The organism is Streptomyces sp. NPDC006283, assembly GCF_040613325.1.
Lineage (GTDB): Bacteria > Actinomycetota > Actinomycetes > Streptomycetales > Streptomycetaceae > Streptomyces.
The window spans coordinates 53313-71118 of sequence record NZ_JBEXRZ010000003.1 but is presented as its reverse complement, the minus strand read 5'-3'; the positions used below and the strand labels follow the sequence as shown (position 1 = coordinate 71118).

Annotated in this window: 16 protein-coding genes; 10 read left to right on the top strand and 6 right to left on the bottom strand. The window is 69.4% G+C overall.

Annotated features, from left to right (window positions below):
- The 3 genes from ABZ070_RS01505 (at position 1) to ABZ070_RS01495 (ending at position 3314) form a co-directional block, all read left to right on the top strand.
- Entirely contained in the window at positions 1-1035 is a 1035-nt protein-coding gene (locus tag ABZ070_RS01505; protein WP_356628681.1) for a pyridoxal-phosphate dependent enzyme, read from the top strand.
- Between the two features lie 141 nt (positions 1036-1176).
- Entirely contained in the window at positions 1177-1998 is an 822-nt protein-coding gene (locus ABZ070_RS01500) for a DUF364 domain-containing protein (protein ID WP_356628679.1), read from the top strand.
- Positions 1995-3314 carry an MFS transporter gene (locus tag ABZ070_RS01495; protein ID WP_356628677.1) on the top strand — a complete coding sequence of 440 codons (1320 nt, stop codon included), beginning with the start codon at positions 1995-1997 and terminating at the stop codon, positions 3312-3314. The genes ABZ070_RS01500 and ABZ070_RS01495 overlap by 4 nt, the downstream gene beginning before the upstream one ends.
- Before the next feature lie 291 nt (positions 3315-3605).
- Here the strand turns inward: ABZ070_RS01495 and ABZ070_RS01490 are convergent, their stop codons facing one another.
- The gene (locus ABZ070_RS01490; RefSeq protein ID WP_356628675.1) at positions 3606-4040 is read right to left on the bottom strand and encodes a VOC family protein; all 435 of its coding nucleotides are present in this window, start codon (positions 4038-4040) and stop codon (positions 3606-3608) included.
- Positions 4041-4135: 95 nt separating this feature from the next.
- Positions 4136-4807: a MerR family transcriptional regulator gene (locus ABZ070_RS01485; RefSeq protein ID WP_356628673.1), complete on the bottom strand. Its 672-nt coding sequence runs from the start codon at positions 4805-4807 to the stop codon at positions 4136-4138.
- Positions 4808-5282: 475 nt separating this feature from the next.
- Here ABZ070_RS01485 and ABZ070_RS01480 point away from each other — a divergent pair, with 475 nt between their 5' ends.
- Complete coding sequence (locus ABZ070_RS01480; protein WP_356628671.1) at positions 5283-5789, top strand: hypothetical protein; 507 nt, start codon at positions 5283-5285, stop codon at positions 5787-5789.
- A gap of 151 nt (positions 5790-5940) precedes the next feature.
- Here the strand turns inward: ABZ070_RS01480 and ABZ070_RS01475 are convergent, their stop codons facing one another.
- Together ABZ070_RS01475 and ABZ070_RS01470 are read right to left on the bottom strand one after the other, a co-directional pair.
- Entirely contained in the window at positions 5941-6303 is a 363-nt protein-coding gene (locus ABZ070_RS01475) for an antibiotic biosynthesis monooxygenase (RefSeq protein WP_356628669.1), read from the bottom strand.
- A 136-nt stretch (positions 6304-6439) separates the two neighbouring features.
- Positions 6440-7975, bottom strand: coding sequence for an MFS transporter (locus ABZ070_RS01470; protein ID WP_356628667.1), 1536 nt, complete (start codon positions 7973-7975; stop codon positions 6440-6442).
- Between the two features lie 103 nt (positions 7976-8078).
- Here ABZ070_RS01470 and ABZ070_RS01465 point away from each other — a divergent pair, with 103 nt between their 5' ends.
- Together ABZ070_RS01465 and ABZ070_RS01460 are read left to right on the top strand one after the other, a co-directional pair.
- Complete coding sequence (locus tag ABZ070_RS01465) at positions 8079-8987, top strand: helix-turn-helix transcriptional regulator (RefSeq protein WP_356628665.1); 909 nt, start codon at positions 8079-8081, stop codon at positions 8985-8987.
- Positions 8988-9379: 392 nt separating this feature from the next.
- Positions 9380-11062, top strand: coding sequence for a SpoIIE family protein phosphatase (locus ABZ070_RS01460; protein ID WP_356628663.1), 1683 nt, complete (start codon positions 9380-9382; stop codon positions 11060-11062).
- A gap of 255 nt (positions 11063-11317) precedes the next feature.
- Here ABZ070_RS01460 and ABZ070_RS01455 read toward each other — a convergent pair whose 3' ends face one another.
- Positions 11318-12016, bottom strand: coding sequence for a response regulator transcription factor (locus ABZ070_RS01455; protein WP_356628661.1), 699 nt, complete (start codon positions 12014-12016; stop codon positions 11318-11320).
- Positions 12013-13311, bottom strand: coding sequence for a histidine kinase (locus ABZ070_RS01450; RefSeq protein ID WP_356628659.1), 1299 nt, complete (start codon positions 13309-13311; stop codon positions 12013-12015). The genes ABZ070_RS01455 and ABZ070_RS01450 overlap by 4 nt, the downstream gene beginning before the upstream one ends.
- A gap of 220 nt (positions 13312-13531) precedes the next feature.
- Between ABZ070_RS01450 and ABZ070_RS01445 the strand changes: the two genes are divergently transcribed.
- From ABZ070_RS01445 to ABZ070_RS01430, 4 genes are all read left to right on the top strand, one after another.
- Entirely contained in the window at positions 13532-14224 is a 693-nt protein-coding gene (locus tag ABZ070_RS01445) for an ABC transporter ATP-binding protein (protein WP_356628657.1), read from the top strand.
- Positions 14221-16638 (top strand): FtsX-like permease family protein, encoded by a 2418-nt coding sequence (locus tag ABZ070_RS01440; protein ID WP_356628655.1) that lies wholly within the window; start codon positions 14221-14223, stop codon positions 16636-16638. Before ABZ070_RS01445 ends, ABZ070_RS01440 begins: the two co-directional genes overlap by 4 nt.
- Before the next feature lie 422 nt (positions 16639-17060).
- Positions 17061-17552, top strand: coding sequence for a DUF2975 domain-containing protein (locus ABZ070_RS01435; protein ID WP_356628653.1), 492 nt, complete (start codon positions 17061-17063; stop codon positions 17550-17552).
- The gene (locus ABZ070_RS01430; protein WP_356628651.1) at positions 17552-17773 is read left to right on the top strand and encodes a helix-turn-helix transcriptional regulator; all 222 of its coding nucleotides are present in this window, start codon (positions 17552-17554) and stop codon (positions 17771-17773) included. The genes ABZ070_RS01435 and ABZ070_RS01430 overlap by 1 nt, the downstream gene beginning before the upstream one ends.
- Positions 17774-17806 lie beyond the last annotated feature (33 nt).

Here is a 17806-nt window from a genome sequence, read left to right as displayed (position 1 = left end):
ATGCACGAGCACATAGCCGAAGCGGTCAAGGAACCCGCTGTGGTGGCCGTTCCGCCCGGAGCGGTCTGTCTGCGCTTCGAGACGATGAAGCTCTATTCGGCGCTCGGCGCCGTCCGTCACCTCCTGGAGACCGGCCAGGTCGAGCCGGGTGACACGCTCATCGACAGCTCCAGCGGCATCTACGCCCACGCGCTTGCCCTCGCCTGCCACCGGTACGGACTGAAATGCCACATCGTCGGCTCGACGACCGTCGACCGGACGCTTCGCGTCCAGCTGGAGGTCCTCGGCGCGACCCTGGAACAGGTCCGCCCCTCCAAGAACCTGCGCCTGGACCAGAACCTGCGGGTCGAGCGGATCGGCGAACTGCTCCAGGAGAACCCCGGCCATCACTGGATGCGGCAGTACCACGACTCCGTCCACTACCTCGGCTACCGCGACGTCGCCGACCTGATCGGCAAGGAAGTCCCCGAGGGGCCGCTGGCCCTGGTGGGCGCGGTCGGCACCGGGGCGTCCACCGGGGCCGTCGCCACCTATCTGCGCGAGGCAGGCCGCGAGGTGACGCTCGTCGGGATCCAGCCCTTCGGCAGCGTCACCTTCGGCGCGGAGCACGTCACCGACCCGGACATGATCATCGCCGGTATCGGCAGCTCCATCCCCTTCCAGAACGTCCGCCACGAGCTGTACGACCGCATCCACTGGGTCAACTTCGACTACGCCATGTCCGGCGCCGTCGAACTCCTGCGGACCAGCGGCATCTTCGCCGGACTGTCGGCCGGCGCGGCCTATCTGGCCACGCTCTGGGAGCGCGAACGCGACGACTCCAGGACGTACGTCTTCCTCGCCGCCGACACCGGACACCGCTACGTCGACAGCGCCTACGCCCACCATCCCCGGGCCATCGGCCTCGGCTCGATGCGCCCCCATGAGGTCACGACACAGGACGAGTTGCGCCACCCCTGGTCGGCGATGGACTGGCCGCCCCGCGACTGCGCACCGCTGCGCGGCGAACCTCTCCTCGTCCCCGGAACCGTCTAAGCCCTCTCGTTCGGATCATGCCGGGCTCGCGTACCCGCCGGCCGTCCGACACTCGCGCAGCTGCCGTACCGGCCGAGCGACTGGCAGAGCTGCCCTGATCCACCCCTGGCACCACCCCCTGTCACACAGGAAGAACCCGACATGTCTCTGTTTCAGCCGCACTCCGTACCGGAGCTCCAGCAGGCCGTCCTCGACGGCGCCTACGGGCCTCCTCCTCAGGAACTGAGCGTCACCAGCGCGTTCTGGCTTCACCACACCACCCGGCTCGCCGGAAGCCAGGTGACCTACCGCAACCACTACCTGATCCTGAGGTCCGGCGACGCCTTCGGCGCCTGCTCCTTCGAACCCGGCGATCTCGCCCCCGGCTTCTGCGCCGACGCCTCCGGCCACACTCTCGACCACCTCATAGGGCACGAGTCGCCCGCCGTGCGCATCGCCGCCCTCGACGCCTACCTGGCCCGCGCCCAGCCGCACCGCAGCGCCGCCACCGCGGAGACGGTCACGCTGCCGACCGGCACGCCCGAAACCCGGGCTCAGGCGAGGGACGCGGCCGTCGCCGGTCTGCTCGACATCCCCGCCGGTGCCAAGGTCGCCCTCATCGGCGTCGTCAATCCGCTGGTCGCGGCCATACGCGAGCAGGGCGGCGTCCCACTGCCCTGCGACCTCAATCTGCGCACCACCAACTGGGGCGATTACGTCACCGACGACATGACCCAGGTACTGACCGCCGCCGACGCGGTGGTCGCCACGGGCATGACCCTCGGCAACGGCACCTTCGACATCATCCTGGAGCACTGCCGCAAGCACGAGATACCGCTGGTGCTGTACGCGCAGACCGGCAGTGCGGTCGCCCGCGCCTTCCTGGGCACCGGCGTCACCGCGCTGTCCGCGGAGCCTTTCCCCTTCTCCCAGTTCAGCGCCGACGAGACCGCGCTGTACCGGTACCGGGCGGAGCAGGCGTGAGCAACGAGACGAAGCCACCGGCGACAGACGGCACCGCCGGTTCGGCGGAACAGCCCGCCGGAGCCGCGCCGGACCCGGCGGACGCCGTGACAAACGCCGGTGCCGTGCCGAGCGACTGGCGGATGGCCCGCGTCCTGTGGCCGTTCATGCTCGCCTCGGCCGTGGGCCTGGTGCCTTTCACCATCTACAGCACCTTCCTCGTGCCCATCGCGGACACGGCGGACGGAAGCGTCGCGGCCCTGGGCCAGCTACGCGGCCTCGGCGGTCTCGCCGCCCTGGCCGTGGGTACCGCACTGGCTCCGCTGATCGACCGCGTACGCAAGGACTGGGCCGCCGCGGGCGGACTCGGTGTGCTGGCCCTGTCCGCCGCCTTGGGCGCCACCGGCGAACTGCTGCTGCTGACTGTGTTCTGTCTGCTCGTCGGCGCCGGTACGGCCGTGCTCAATCCGGCGCTCACGGCCGCGGCGGCCGACCGCTTCGACAACGACGCCGCCGCGGGCCGTGCGGCGACCCTCGTCACCGCCACCCAGTCGCTCACGGCGCTCCTGGCCGCGCCCCTCGTGGCGTTGCCTGCCGTGCTGTGGGGCTGGCAGGGCGACCTGTGGGCGATCGCCACGGTCGCCTCCGCGCTGGCCCTCTACTTCCTCCTGCGAGGCCGCCGTCCTCGGCGCGCCGAGCAGGAGGCCGGAGAAGACGGGGACAAGGCGACGCGGCCGGGCTATCTCGCGTCGTTCACGTCGCTCGCCGCCCTGCCCGGAGTGGTCCCGCTCCTCTGCGTGGCCATGCTGCGCACGGCGGCGTTCATGGGTTACCTCGCGTACCTCGCCGCCTTCTACGGCGAGCGCTTCGGACTGGACCCCGGTCCCTTCGCCATCGTCTGGACCTTGAGCGGCACCTCGTTCTTCCTGGGCAACCTCGTCGCCGGCCGACTGCTGAGCTCCGAGCGGCCACGGATCCCCACCGAGCGGCTCATGACACTCGCCCTGCTGGTGGCGCTGTCGGCTCTCGTAGGCGTCTTCTTCACCGACTCCCTGTTCCTGGCGCTTCCCTTGACCGCGCTCATCGGCGCCGGTCACGCGACGGTGGCCGCCTGTGTCACCACGCTGCTGGTACGCCGCTGCGGCTCGCTACGGGGCGCAGCGCTGAGCCTCAACGCCGCCGGAATGAGCTTCGGCGTCTTCCTCGGCGCCGGCCTCGGGGGCGTCGGTCTTGCCGCCGGCGGATACCCAGGCACCGCCGCGGCACTGGGCGGACTGACCCTCGCGGCGCTCGTCTTCGCCCGCGCGGCGGCCCGCTCCGCGCCTGCTGGTGGCTGAAGACGCACTCAGCACACCGGGGCATCGCCGGGTCATGGGCTCGCACATCGAGGTGCAGGCGCGCCCCACGGGAAGCCGGGCCGAATGGGCATGCGTGGACGGACATTTGCAGCAGGCACAGGACCGCATCCGCACACGTCGCCCACCTCCGCGTCGGCGGTCGGCTCCGAAGCAGCCGCCGACGTACAGCATCCCTGGCCCTGCAAGGCGTCGCGCCCCTCCTTGACGGCGATAAGCCCTTCAGAGGGGCTCAAGGGAGACGGCTCCCCGTCGCGCCGTCTCGGCGGACGCTCAGTCGAGACAGAACTCGTTGCCCTCGATGTCCTGCATCACGAGGCACGACTCGTTGTCGTCATCGGCAGGCAGTAGTCGCACGCGTACCGCGCCGAGCGCGACCAGTCGTGCGCATTCGGCTTCAAGCGTGGCCAGACGCTCTTCACCCACAAGTCCGGTGCCGACCCGCACGTCGAGATGCAGCCGGTTCTTGACGACCTTGCCTTCGGGAACGCGCTGGAAGAACAGTCGCGGGCCCACACCTGAGGGGTCACTGCAGGCGAACCATGCACCCTGATCCTCCGGTGGCAGCGAGCGATCGAAAGCGTCCCACGTGGCAAACCCCTTCGGTGGCGGCGGTACGACGTACCCCAACACCTCGCACCAAAAACGAGCGACGCGCTCTGGTTCTGCGCAGTCGAAGGTGACTTGGAACTGCTTGATCGATGCCATCGATCCACCGTAGCAGCGGTGCTCTGCTGATCATTTCCCGGTCGGGAACCGCACGTTGAGGGGAGCATGGGCCTTGTGAGCCGCTGCTTTGTCGTTCATGTCGAGTCCGGCTCGCCGGGCCGGCCGCCGCCGAAGCGTCGGGCCGACTTGGCTTCCTGGGCCAGGCGGCGGAGGGCCAGCAGGGCGGGTTCGAGGAGGATCGAGACCAGAACGGCCCGTTCGGCCTGGGCCAGCAGGTCGCGCTCGCCACGCATCTGCTGCACGTCCACGTCGGCGATGCTGTCGGCGAGCCGGGCGTAGGGCAGCAGGCCGCGCCAGTCGATGTCGGCGCCCAGGTCGGCGAGTGCGGCCAGGACCTCTGCCAGGGTGTGCGCGGCCGGGTTGCCCTGGGAGACTTCCCACTCCATTTCGGCGATCAGCTTGCGTGCGTCGGCCAGGCCCGCCGGCTCCGGCTCCTTCGAGGGCCCTTCGGTGCCGGTGTCCTCCTCCTTCTTGGTAGGACGTACGCCCAGCGCTATCCCGAAGACCTGGTGCAGATCCTCTTGTTCGGCGGTGATCGCGTCCAGGATCTCCTTCGTCGCGCTGGTCGACAGGCCGCGCGTCCCGATCAGGGTGCGGATGAACCGGAGCCGGTGCACGTGGTCTTCGCCGTATTCGGCCTGGTTGGACGCGGTGGCCCGGCCCGGGGGCAGCAGCCCTTCGCGCAAGTAGTACTTGATCAGCGGCACTTGCACGCCGGTGCGTCGACTGAGCTCGGAGACCTTCATTCACTCACTTCCTCGGCAACGGATAGCAGATAACGCTATTATCCATTCTGTTGGGAGTCCATCCGCGCAACCTCCCGAAAGAGGCCCTTCGCCGTGCCCACATTAGGCTGGATCACCCCGAACTCCGCGCCGCCGCAAGCCCGGACACTCGTCATGGCGTCCCGTTTCGAACTGCGGTCACTCACGGACGTCCCCCGCTTTCTGATGCTCTCCAAGGTCTCCGGGTGGCCGGCACGGCCCCGCCCGTACGCCGCTCCCAGGCTGGACGTCACCCCGGGGCCCGCTCTTCAGACGGGGGCGTCGACGGCGCGCAACATCACCCCGGGTCACCGGTCCCGGCGCGCGGCAGGTCGCCGAGGACGGCGGCCCGGCCAACCCTGACGGCTTCTTCTTGTCCGCCCGCCGAGCGTACGGCGCGGGCCTGTTCTTCACCGCTGCCTGAACACGACCGACCTACCGAAAGGATTCTCCTCTCATGTTCGGCACACTCATGCTCATCGCTGTTCCCACCGTGCTGTTCCGGCTGCTCGGCGCGTTCGGCGTCCAACGGTTCGCGACCTGGCGGGTGTCCGTCCTGCATGGCCTCGCGGTCATGCTGGTGTTCACGGCGAGCGCGCACTTCGTCCCGTCCGCCCTCGGCCCCATGCCCGGCCACCACGACCTGGTCGCGATGGTCCCGCCGTTCGTGCCGTTCCCCCGCCTCGCGGTCTACGCGACGGGCATCCTGGAGCTCCTCGGCGCCGCCGGACTCGTCCGGGAGGCCACCCGGCCGACGGCCGGGCTCGGCCTCGCCGCGCTGTTCGTCGTCATGCTCCCGGCCAACATCCACGCGGCCGTCGAGCGGCTCCCGTTCAACGGGGAGCCGGCGACGCCCCTGTGGTTCAGGATTCCCGAACAGGTGATCTTCATCGGCGTCGCCCTGTGGGCCTACATCCCGGCGCGTGCCGCGGCAGCCCGCCGGGCCGACGGGGTGCCTGCCTAGAGTCGTAGCGGGTGGCCGGCCCGCCCCCTTCCTGGCAGCGGATCCGGGGCCGGCCGACCGGAGATGCCCTCCCAGCGGCAGATGCGGCTTGATCACCGCCCACTCCTCGTCCGCGGGATCACCCCGAGTCGTCCCGAGTCGTCCCGCCTGTCTACCGCCCCGGTGCAGTCGGGGCAGCAGAACTGCCGAACTCCTCATCCGAACGCGGCACACTCGCCACCTTCAGAGATGCGAGCGTGAAGTGCCGTACCTGAAGTGGTGCGACAAGGTACTCGTCCTCGCCCGGCAGAACCACGGGCTGGTCACGCCAGTGCTCGCCGGCGTAGCCGACCAGATCCTGCTCGCTGCGCCAGCGACTGACGTACAGGAGCGCATCAGGCGGCGCGAGCAGTACCTCATGGTCCACCAGCCCTGGGTAGCGGCTGGGAAACTCGCGTACCGCAGAGACGATCATGTCGCGGAATGCCTCGAAGCGGTCAGGACGTACGCGTGCCTCACTCACCCTGATGATCACGGTCACCAGGGTGTCACGCACTCGGACGCGACGCCACCGTCCTGCCGCATGCCCTGGGGCCCTCCGTCATCGCGACCAGCTGAGGGGTGCCCGACGGATCAGAACAGCGGTGCCGCAAACGGGGAGTTGGCATGTGTCATCGAACGCTGCTCTCCTCGATGGCGTCCTGGGCCAGTTGGCCCGGACAGGCGTCGTCGGTGTTGTCGGTGTTGGTGGAAACCCTCGGCAAGTGCCGCAGGGCGAAGACGCCGAGTACGGCGTGGAGGATGCCCGCGATGACGGCGGCGATGTGCAGACCGGTGACGAAGGCCGACTTCGCATCGCCGATGACCGCGGTCGTGATGCCGGGGACCTGCAATGTTTCGTTGAGGGTACCGGCGACGTCGGGTCCCTGGAGCCGGAAGATCAGGGCAGCCAGCGAGCCGAGGAGCGCGATGCCGAGAGCATTGCCGATCTCGTTACTGGTCTCGGCGATTGCTGCCGCGGACCCGGCACGTTCTGCGGGAACTGCGGCCACGGCGGTATCGGCGACAACGCTGAACGAAATGCCGTAGCCGAGGCCGGCGATGACGGTGGACGCCACGTACCAGCCGATACCGCTGGAGACGCTGGTGACCAGCAGCAGGAGCTGACCTGCGGCGATGAGGAAGTGGCAGGTGGCGAGTGCTGCCCGTGTGCCGGTACGCGCGACCAGTGCCGGTGTGACGATGCAGGTGACGGTGAGCACAGCCGCGCCCGGGAGTGCGACGAGAGCCGAGTCCAGGACCGTCAGTCCAAGGACGGACTGGAGGTAGATGCCGCCGAGGTAGGCCGTTGCCGACCATGCGGCCAGAGGCAGAAGCCCCGTGACGGCCGCGATCGTGAACACCCGGTCGCGGAAGAGGCCGAAGTCGATCAGCGGGTGCTCGAGGCGGAGTTGCCGCCGGGCGAACCACCCCAAGGTCACGATGCCGACGATCCCTGTGGCCACCCGAGTCGCGGTCAGCCCCTCCGCGGCAGCCTGCTTGATCGCGTAGACGGTCAGCAAGATCCCTGCGGCAGAGAGCAGGACGCTCAGGACGTCGATGCGGCCGGTCCGTGTGGCACGTACCTCGCGGAGCAGGACCGGGGCCAGGACCAAGAAGGCGACAACAACGGGGAGGTTGATCAGGAAGACCGACCCCCACCAGAAGCTGCTCAGCAGTTGTCCGCCGACGACCGGGCCGATCGCGAAGCCGGCGGCAAAGGTGGCTGCGAAGATCCCGATCGCTGTCGCCCGCCGGCGCGGGTCGGTGAACAGTTCGCTGAGTACCGCCAGCGCCGACGGCAGCAGCGTGGCACCGGCCACACCCATGAGCGCCCGGAAGGCGATCAGCAGTTCCGGCCCAGGGGCGAAGGCTGCTCCCGCCGAGGCCACGCCGAACAGTGCCGTGCCGGTCATCAGAAGCTTCAGCCGCCCGTACCGGTCGCCGATGTTCCCGAACGCGATGAGCAGGGACCCGACGGCGAATCCGTAGGCATCCAGAATCCACAACGCCTGATCGGCGGTCGGCGACAGCGCCTCGTGGATATGGGTCGTCGCCAGAAAGAGGACCGAGCCATCCATGGCGACCAGCAGCACCGGGCCGAGTACCACCAACAGGCCGAGCCACGCCCGCAGACCGGGTGAGTGAGAAACAGACTGTGCATTCATGCGTCCGACAGTGCGACGCCGTCCGCCCGGCAACCATCCCCGCGCCATGGGTACACCTCGCAGGGACACCCGGACACGGACCGCGGCACCTACGCTCGGAGTCATGGAACTGGAGAGCCTCGGGGCATATCTCAAGACCCGCCGCGACCGGGTCACGCCTGCCGACGTCGGACTGCGCACCTACGGCACCGCCCGCCGGGTACCGGGCCTGCGCCGCGAGGAGCTCGCCCAGCTCGCCGGCGTGAGCGCCGGCTACTACACGCGCCTGGAGCAAGGCCAAGCCGGTACTGCCTCCCAACAGGTCCTCGATGCGCTCGCAGGCGTGCTCCGACTCGATCCGTCCGAGACAGCACACCTGCACAACCTCGCCCGTCGGCCCACCACATCACGCCTGGTCCGTCCCCGTCCGGAAAGGCCGCATCAACGGGTGCTCTCGCTCCTGGCGTCCTTGGGAGACAGCACACCGGCCGTCGTGCTCGGCCGCCGCGGCGACGTGCTGGCCTGGAACCGCACCGGGCATGCCCTCGTTGCGGAGCACGTCGACTTCAAGGCGCCCCACGATCCCGCGCGACGACCGTCCGTCCCCCGGATGTTCTTCCTCGACTCCCTCACCCGAGACCTTCACCGGAACTGGGATGAACTCGCCCTGATCCACGTCGCCTACCTGCGGCTCACCGCGGGCCGGTATCCCACCGACGCCCGACTGGCCGAACTGATCGGCGAACTGGCCATGCACAGCCCCGACTTCGCCAAGCTGTGGGCCAAGGGCGACGTCGCGGACTGCACGGTTGGCACCATGCACCTGCGGCACCCGACCGTCGGCGAAGTCGACATCGACTATCAAGTGTGGCTCCAGCCGGAGAGCCCCGACCACCGGCTGGAGGTCTACACACCCAACGACACCGCCTCGGCCGACGCCCTGCGCCTGTTGTCCAACCAAGTCGCCGATCAGCAGAAACCCGAGGCCGCCCGTGCCGAGGAGAGCGCCCGAGGATCAATGACGCCGCTCTGAAACGGACGCTGTCCCGGCTGCGGCTCGAGCCGGTCACCCGGACCCTCGCCCAGCGCCCCGGTGGACACCGGCGTGGGCCGGACGCCACGCACCCCCTGCTGCCCGGTTTCACCCTGCTGCTCTACGCCGACGGCCTGCTCGAAATCCCCGGCAGCGACCTCGACACCGGCCTGGACCGGCTGCGTCGCCACGTCCTCGCGCTCCTGTACATTCTCCTCGCCTCCGACTGCCCTATCAGGCGGATCCAGAGTCCCAGGCGTGCGCCCCATGGACCGGGCGAGGTTCGGGCAGGGGCGCGGAGGCTGCGGGCAAGGCTGGCGCGAGAGCGGAGGTGCGGGGAAGTGGTCGCGCGACGTGGTGGTCAGGCGGGAGACGGGGAGCATGGTGCTGCATTGCCACTGGGGCTCGGCAGCTGGTTGGCAGGACTCAAGGCCGGCGCGTACGCGGTGGACGCCGACGGTGCCGTCGTCGCGGTGAACAGCGAGGCCGAGGCGTTGCTGGCTCGCAGCGCCGAGGACCTGCTGGGCCGGGATGCGCATGATTTCCTCCACCGGGACGGCAATGGGATGACCATTCCCAGGAGCCAGTGCGCGATGATGGACGCCTTCGTCGCCCGACGCACCCGGCAGGAGGATCTGGGCTACTTCGAGCGCGGTGACGGTACGTTGCTGGCGATGTCCTGGCTGGCGGCCCCCTTGCGCATCAATGCCGACGAAGTGGGCGCCCTGGTGGTCTTCCACGAGCTCGATTCCGCCGAGTCGTCGCTGCCGGGCCCGGCGCTCAGCATGGAGCTGCTGTCGGAGCTGGAACGGCTGGCTCTGCTGGCCGAGACCACCACCCAGCTCACCTCCACTCTGGATGTCGACGAGGCGCTGGACCGTCTGGTGCGGCTGGTCGTTCCTCTGCTGGCGGACTGGGCGGTCGTCGACCTGATCAGCGACAGCGACGAGGTCTGGCGCACCGTGGTCGCACACGAGGAGGGCGGCCGCCTGGTGCGCCGCAAGGACTTGGAGGGGGCCATGCCGCCGGTTCCTCAGGCCTCTCCCCAGCCGCTGTCCCGGGCGCTGCGGGGAGCGGGGTCCACCCTGGCGACCCCCGAGACGTACCAGGGTCCGCCCGACTCCGGCATTGCCGTCGAACAGCGCAGGCTGTTTGACGGCACTCACATCCACTCTGCGGTCATCGCGCCCATCCGCGGCCTTCGAGAGGTCCTCGGGGCTCTGACCCTCGGCAGATCAGACCGCCCGCAACCCTTCACGGGGACTGACATCCCGCTGCTGGAGGACATCGCCCGCCGCGCCGGCCTGGCCCTCGACAACGCACGTCTCTACCAGCGCCAGCGCAAGGTCGCTGAGACCATGCAGCGTCACCTGCTGCCTCAGATGCCCCGTGTGCCGGGCCTCGAGATGGCTGCCCGCTACCTGCCGGCACCCCACGCGTCCCAGGTGGGCGGCGACTGGTACGACGCCTTCTACCTTCCTGACCAGGCCCTCGCCCTGGTCATCGGCGACGTCGTCGGGCACGACCTGGACGCAGCAGCCGATATGGCCCAGCTCCGCAACATCCTGCGGGCCTACGCCTGGTCGCAACAGGAACCGCCCAGCGTCGTAGTCAGCCATGTCGACGAAGCCGTTCCCCGCATCTCCGAGGTCGAGATGGCCACCATGATCCTCGGCCGGCTGGAGACGGACGCCGCGGGGCAGTGGATGCTGCGCTGGACGAATGCCGGCCACCCGCCGCCTCTGCTGGTCACGTACGACGGTCAGAGCCGCTACCTCACGGACGGGCACGGCCTCCTTCTTGGCACCCACGTCAGCATTCCCCGCGAGGATGCAACGGTCGTTCTGCCGCCGCTGTCCACTCTGGTGCTCTACACCGACGGCCTGATCGAATCGCCCGGCCGTTCTCTCGACGACGGCCTGGAGAGGCTGCGCCGGAATGCCGCCTCTTTGGCCCACCGGCCCCTGGAGGGCTTCACCGATCTCCTCATGGAAAGAGCGCGTCCCGAAGACAACGACGACGACGTCGCCCTCCTGGTCGTGCGCGTTCCCTCGGGAGACGGGCCGCCCACCTGACCTTCGGTGGGGATACCTCGCAGGTCCGGTCGCCTGTGAGCACTTGTTTTGGGACCGGAGTTCTGAGAGGGCGGTTCGTGAGCTGATGCCCCTTTCTGAATGGGGCTGGGGCAGGGCGGCTGGGCTACTTCGTCGGTGTCGGCGCCCAGACCCCGGTCGACGCCGGCCCAGAAGCGGCTGCCTGGCCGAGTCACGGAAAAGACCAGGTCATGGCCGGTCTATTGGCTCACTGTTCCGTGCGCCGACGCCAGAGCGTCAAACGTCATCCAGGCGCCCCCCGCACGGGGCGATCAACCCCGTCTCGTAGGCGAAGACGACGGCCTGGACGCGGTCGCGCAGGTCCAGCTTCGACAGGATGCGGCCGACGTGGCTCTTGACCGTGGTCGGGCTGAGGAACAGCCGGGAGGCGAGTTCGGCATTGCTGAGGCCCGTCGCGAGCAGGCGGAGCACCTCGAGCTCGCGCGGGGTCAGGGAGGACAGATCGCGGTGCGGGGCGATGGTCTGCGGTTCGTCGTGATGGGCGAAGCGCTCGATCAGCCGACGAGTGATCGTGGGTGCGAGGAGAGCGTCGCCGGTCTGCACCAGGCGTAAGGCGGAGACCAGATGTTCGGGGGTGACGTCCTTGAGCAGGAAGCCGCTGGCGCCGGCCGTGAGCGCGGCGTAGACGTAGTGGTCGAGGTCGTACGTGGTGAGGATGATGACCCGCGTTCCGTCCGGGCCGGCGTCGCCGATGATGTGCCTGGTGGCCTCGATGCCGTCCATCTCCGGCATCCGGATGTCCATGAGGACGACGTCGGGCCGCGTACGGCGGACCGCTGCGACAGCCTCGGCCCCGTCGGCTGCCTCGGCCGTCACTTCGATGCCGTCCGCGGCCAGGATCATCTTGAAACCGGTGCGTACGAGGGCTTGATCGTCGGCGATGACGGCGCGCAGCGGTGGCCGGTCCGCGGTCATACCGCGCTCCGTGGGATGCGGGCCGTCACCCGGTAGCCGCCGGTCGGCGTGGGTCCGGCCGTCAGCTCGCCCCCGTAGACGGCCAACCGCTCGCGCAACCCCATGTGGCCACGGCCGTTGCTCTCCACCGGCGGGGAATCCTTGGCGCCGCCGGTGTCCGTGACCTCGATCTCCAGACAGGCGTCGGTGTAACCGATGGCGACGGACGCCTGCGCGCCGCGCGCATGTTTGATCGTGTTGGTCAGCGCCTCCTGTACGACCCGATACGCCGCGAGGTCCAACCCCGGTGGCAGCGGATCCGGCGGCAGCGACACCCCGACGCTCACGGGCGTCCCGGCGGCACGTACCCGGGCGACGAGCGCGTCGAGCTGCGCGAGCCCCGGCTGGGGCTCCAGGCCGTCGGGCCTCTCGTGGTCCGGGGCGGCCAGCAGGCCCATCACATGGCGGAGTTCGGTCATGGCGGCCCGACCACCCGCCTCGACGGCCAGCAGGGCTTCCTTCGACTGCTCGGGCGCCCTGTCCATCACTTTGCGGGCCGCGCCGGCCTGAATCACCATCACGCTCACATTGTGGGTCACGACGTCGTGCAGTTCGGCGGCGATGCGGGCACGCTCCTCCTCGACTGCTCGGCGCGTGGCCTGCTCCTGAGCGGCCTGCAGTTCTGTGACCCGGTCCCGGCTGGACACCAGCCGCAGTTGCAGGAAGCGGACGAGGCTGGCCAGCATTCCGGCCACCAGCAGCACGAAGCCCGGGCTGGACCATCCGGGGAGCACGGGATCCGCGTTGCGGAAAGCGAAACCGGACAGCGCAGCGGCAATCACCAGCGCGGCAATCGCCGTTATCCGGTAACGGCTGTATACGACGGCGCTGTAGGCGCCGATGACACAGGCCAGGACGGTGATCCAGGAGGCGGAGCTGCCGATGGCCAGCGCTGCGCCCAGCACCACCACGAACAGGGTCAGCGGATACCGGCGCCTGGCTGCCAGCGGCAGCGTCGACAGGACGACCAGGGCCCAGGGCACGGAGGAGGGTTCTTCCTCCACGGGCACCTGACCAGGGTCGGGCGGCGAGGGCGGGGCCGGGACCCCGGTCCCGGCGTCCACCGTAGGGGGGTTGATGTTCACCGGCCCGTCGCCGGGATAGCGCACCGCCACGAACAGGGCAACGACGGTCAGTACGACCGCCAGCACCACATCAGCGCGCACCGCTCGCCGGGACAATGGGGCGTCCTTCGCCTCCGGGCGCAGCGCGTCAATGAGTTGCTGATGCCGGCTGCGCCGGTCCTCCGTCTCCATCCGTGCATTGTGCTGCGCTCTCCGCCCGGCCCGCGTCCGCCTGTCCGGCCAGGGCATTGCCCCAGAGGCCTACTTCTCAGGTATGACTCCGCGGCCGAATCCTCCTCGGGAAGGGCCCGATGTCGGTTCCGCGGCCGACGCGCCCCATACCCGGCACCTCTAGGTTCGCAGGACCGGCAACGGCTTGTGCCTCTCGCGACCGTAAGGACGGACAACTCGTATGCATCAAGTGATCGAACTGGAGGGTGCGGTTAAGCGCTACGACAGCGCCGACGCGCCGGCGCTCGGACCGCTGACGCTCAGCGTCGCCAGGGGTGAGGCCCTTGCCGTGACGGGCCCTTCCGGCAGCGGCAAGTCCACGCTGCTGAACCTCGTCGCCGGCCTGGACAAACCGACCGATGGCGCTGTGATCGTGGCCGGGCAACGGATCGACCGGTTGAGCGAGCACGCCCTCGCCAAGTTCCGTCGCGAGCACATCGGTATGGTCTTCCAGTTCTTCAATCTTCTCGACGACCTCACCGTCACCGACAACATCCAGCTCCCGGCCCAGCTGACCGGGACCAGTCGGCGCAAGGCCGCGTCCCGCGCGGGTGAGCTCATGGAGATGCTGGGCATCCTGAAGCATGCCCGCGCCTATCCGGGCCGACTGTCCGGAGGTGAACGCCAACGGGTCGCGGTCGCCCGCGCCTTGGTCAACCGGCCCGCGCTGCTGCTCGCCGACGAGCCCACCGGTGCGCTCGACACCGCCTCGGGCCACGACGTCCGCAATCTGCTGATGGATCTGCACCGCGCCGGACAGACCATCGTGCTGGTGACACACGACCTGACGCTGGCGGATGCATGCGCGAGCCGCACTGTTCACCTGGTCGACGGTCACGTCGCCCTCGACTCCTACGCGCAGGCCGTCCGATGAGCCTGTTCGGCACCGGCGCGATGGGCCGGGTCGTACGCTCCGGGGTCGGCCGGCGGCGGGTGCAGACAGCGGTGATCGCCGTGGCCACGATGATGGCCGTGGCGTCGGCCGTGGTCGCCGGGGCGCTGATGGTCGCCGCGGCCGCGCCCTTCGACCACGCTTTCAAGAAGCAGCATGGTGCGCACATCACCGCCCAGTTCGATCCCGCCAAGGCGAGTGCGGCGCAGCTGGCAGAGACCGGAAAGCTGGCCGGCCTCACCGCAAGCTCGGGGCCGCACCCGTCCACGGCGTTCCGCCCGGTGGATCAGGCGGGCTTCCAACTGCCGACGCTGACCCTGGTCGGGCGGTCCGGTCCGGACGGCGACGTGGACCGCGTGGATCTGAAGTCCGGCCGGTGGGCGCAGAAGCCGGGCGAGATCGTGCTCGCCGCTTCGTTCGAGGGGCCCGCCGTCGGGATCGGCGCCACCCTGAAGGCTTCGGACACCGTGAGCGCCCCGACCCTTTCGATCGTCGGCTTCGCTGTGTCGGCCGGTAAGACCGCCGACTCCTGGGCGACTCCCGCGCAGGTCGACGCGCTGGCGTCGGAGGGCAGCCAGGTCACGAGTCAGATGCTCTACCGCTTCGACTCCGCGAGCACGAAGGAGCAGATTCTCGCCGCCCGGAAGAAGCTCGCCGCCTCCGTGGGGTCCGGGGCGCTGCTGGGTACCCAGTCCTGGCTGGACACCAAACGCGCCGCCGATCAGGGTGCGGCGGCGACCGTCCCGTTCGTGATGGCTTTCGGCATGCTCGGCATCGTGATGTCGGTGATCATCGTCAGCAGTGTGATCAGTGGTGCGGTCGGCACCAGCCTGCGCAGAATCGGCATTCTCAAGGCCATCGGCTTCACCCCACGCGAGGTCGTACGCGCCTACGTGGCCCAGGCGATGATTCCGGCCGCTGCCGGCATCGCCCTGGGGGTCGTCCTGGGAAACCTCCTGGCAGTGCCGCTGCTCTCGGACACCGCGGCGGCATACGGCACCGTCTCGCTTTCGGTGGCCTGGTGGGTGGACGTCACGGTGCCGGCCGCCGCCCTGGTCGTCGTGGGGCTCGCGGCGCTGGTTCCCGCACTGCGGGCCGGAAGACTGCGCACGGTCGAAGCCATCGCGGTCGGCCGGTCGCCGCGCACAGGGCGCGGCCAGTGGGCACACCAGGCGATGGGGCCGCTGCCGCTGTCGCGACCGGTCACCTACGGTCTCGCCACCCCCTTCACGCATCCGGTCCGTGCCCTCGCAATGCTGCTCGCGGTGGCGTTCGGTTCGGTCGCGGCAACCTTCGCAGTAGGGCTGACCTCGTCTCTTACCGCGGTCGGCACCTCGCAGGACCCCGAGAGCCGTGCCGCGGTCACGGTCACGACCACCAAGCCGAACAACGTCGCTCCCCCTCCGCCTCCTCCTGCGGGAGGCAGCGTGGCAAGCCCGTCCCCCGTAGGCGGCAGCGTGGCAAGCACGACCGAACCCAAGGTTGCCGACCCGGCGAAGGTGCGGGCTGCCATCACGTCACAGGAGGGCACGGGGTCGTACTACGGCAAGACCCAGACCGAGGTCGCCGTGGCCGCGATCTCCGGCTCGGTTCAGGCCAGCCTCTACGAGGGCGATTCGCGCTCCGGCAGCTACGAGATGATTTCCGGGCACTGGATCACCGGCACGGGGCAGGTCGTGGTGCCCACCCGCTTCCTGGAACGGACCAGCACCAAGATCGGTGACACGGTGCGGGTGACCTACGAGAAGGAGACCGCGCACCTGCGGATCGTGGGTGAGTCCTTCGACACCTCAGGCAGCGAGCTGGAGATCCACGCGGACATGGCCGACTTCGCGTCGGCCGAGCCCAGTACCTTCCTCGTCGAGGTGGAGTCCGGCGTCCTTGCCGACAAGTACGCTCAGAAGGTCGCCGCGGTCGTACAGCCGCTGGGCGGCGACGCCACGACCAACGCCCCTTCGGAGCAGGAGGGCGTCATCCTCATCATGTCCGCGATGGCGGTGCTGCTCACCCTGATGCTGGTCTCCGTGGCCGGCCTCGGTGTACTCAACTCCGTAGTCCTGGACACCCGGGAACGCATCCACGACCTGGGCGTCTGCAAGGCGATCGGCATGACACCGCGGCAGACCATGAGCCTCGTGCTCGCCTCGGTGGCCGCGATCGGCGTGATCGGCGGGCTGATCGGCGTGCCGGCCGGGTACGCGCTGCACGGCGTCGTCATGCCGGTGATGGGGCGTGCCGTAGGTACCCGTCTGCCGTCGCCGGTCCTTGATGTGTACGGGCCTGTTCAGCTGCTCCTGCTGGGACTGGGCGGGGTCGTGATCGCGGTGCTCGGCGCGCTGATCCCGGCCGGCTGGGCGGCCAGGGCGCGTACGGCCACGGCGCTGCGCACCGAGTAGCGTCCGGCGGAGCGCGAACCGCCGGGGCCGAACCGCCAGGGTCTGCGGGTCGGACTGCCCGTACAGGCATCGGCGACGATCGTGATCACTTGCCGGTTGCGGCGCACTAGCAAAGAGCTCGCCGGCGAAAGCCGACCATGAGCTTGCGGGAGGCGGCTGCCGAGCTCCGCGGCAACGTGGGCAAGGCCTTTACAAGCCCCGCCGCCCTCAGGGCTTCGGCGTAGTCGGGTGGCATCCGATGTGTGCTCAAGCCACGCCGGCTTCGACAAGATCAAGACGGTTCGCGCGAACGCCATGCCGCTGGAGGGAAGGCGGCGCCCCGCCGCGGGCCGCGAAGCCGCCGCCCGCTCCCTGGCCCCTACCCTTGCTTCACCTATCGAAATTCGATAGATTCTCATCGTATCTCGATGGAAGGTTGGGCCGTGGGAAAGCTGACAGTGGGTGCGCTGCGCGCCGTGCTCGTGGTGGTGCTCATCGGCACCGTGTTCGTACAGACATTGATGGTGTGGGCGTTGGTCAGCGGGAGCGACCCGGAGGACGGATCGCTCCCGCTGACCCCGCTGCGCGTGATCACGATCCTGGGGATGCTGTCGGTTCAGGTCGCCCTGATCTGCGTATGGCGGCTGGTGACGATGGTGCGACGCGGAACCGTGTTCTCCCATACCGCCTTCCGGTACGTGAACGGCGTGATCGGCGCGATTGTGGCGGCTGCCCTCGTATGGTTCGCGGTCACGGCCCTCAATGCGCCGGGCCAGCGGGACGATCCGGGCGTCACCGTCATCATGGGTGGGGTTGGCGTGGCCATCCTGGGGGTCGCGCTCATCGTGCTCGTGCTGCGGATGCTGCTCGCCCAAGCCGTCGCCCGCGACGTCGAAGCGGCACAGATGCAGGCCGAGTTGGACGAGGTGATCTGATGCCGATCGCCGTCGACATCGACGTGATGCTGGCCAGGCGGAAGATGTCCGTGGGCGAGCTCGCAGACCGCGTAGGGATCACGCCCGCCAACCTGGCGGTACTCAAGAACGGCCGCGCCAAGGCGGTGCGCTTCGCGACGCTCGCCGCGCTCTGCGAGGTGCTCAATTGCCAGCCGGGCGACCTGCTGCGCTGGGAGGCCGAGGACGCCGCCGGCGGATGACGTGCCCCAGGGCGGGCGTGAAAACGTCTGTGC

What these genes read in the sequence shown, in the direction of transcription:
- ABZ070_RS01505 (WP_356628681.1), top strand. Translation starts at nt 1, where the DNA reads ATGCACGAGCACATAGCCGAAGCGGTCAAGGAACCCGCTGTGGTGGCC.
- ABZ070_RS01500 (WP_356628679.1), top strand. Translation starts at nt 1,177, where the DNA reads ATGTCTCTGTTTCAGCCGCACTCCGTACCGGAGCTCCAGCAGGCCGTC.
- ABZ070_RS01490 (WP_356628675.1), bottom strand. Translation starts at nt 4,040, where the DNA reads ATGGCATCGATCAAGCAGTTCCAAGTCACCTTCGACTGCGCAGAACCA.
- ABZ070_RS01485 (WP_356628673.1), bottom strand. Translation starts at nt 4,807, where the DNA reads ATGAAGGTCTCCGAGCTCAGTCGACGCACCGGCGTGCAAGTGCCGCTG.
- ABZ070_RS01480 (WP_356628671.1), top strand. Translation starts at nt 5,283, where the DNA reads ATGTTCGGCACACTCATGCTCATCGCTGTTCCCACCGTGCTGTTCCGG.
- ABZ070_RS01470 (WP_356628667.1), bottom strand. Translation starts at nt 7,975, where the DNA reads ATGAATGCACAGTCTGTTTCTCACTCACCCGGTCTGCGGGCGTGGCTC.
- ABZ070_RS01465 (WP_356628665.1), top strand. Translation starts at nt 8,079, where the DNA reads ATGGAACTGGAGAGCCTCGGGGCATATCTCAAGACCCGCCGCGACCGG.
- ABZ070_RS01455 (WP_356628661.1), bottom strand. Translation starts at nt 12,016, where the DNA reads ATGACCGCGGACCGGCCACCGCTGCGCGCCGTCATCGCCGACGATCAA.
- ABZ070_RS01450 (WP_356628659.1), bottom strand. Translation starts at nt 13,311, where the DNA reads ATGGAGACGGAGGACCGGCGCAGCCGGCATCAGCAACTCATTGACGCG.
- ABZ070_RS01445 (WP_356628657.1), top strand. Translation starts at nt 13,532, where the DNA reads ATGCATCAAGTGATCGAACTGGAGGGTGCGGTTAAGCGCTACGACAGC.
- ABZ070_RS01440 (WP_356628655.1), top strand. Translation starts at nt 14,221, where the DNA reads ATGAGCCTGTTCGGCACCGGCGCGATGGGCCGGGTCGTACGCTCCGGG.
- ABZ070_RS01430 (WP_356628651.1), top strand. Translation starts at nt 17,552, where the DNA reads ATGCCGATCGCCGTCGACATCGACGTGATGCTGGCCAGGCGGAAGATG.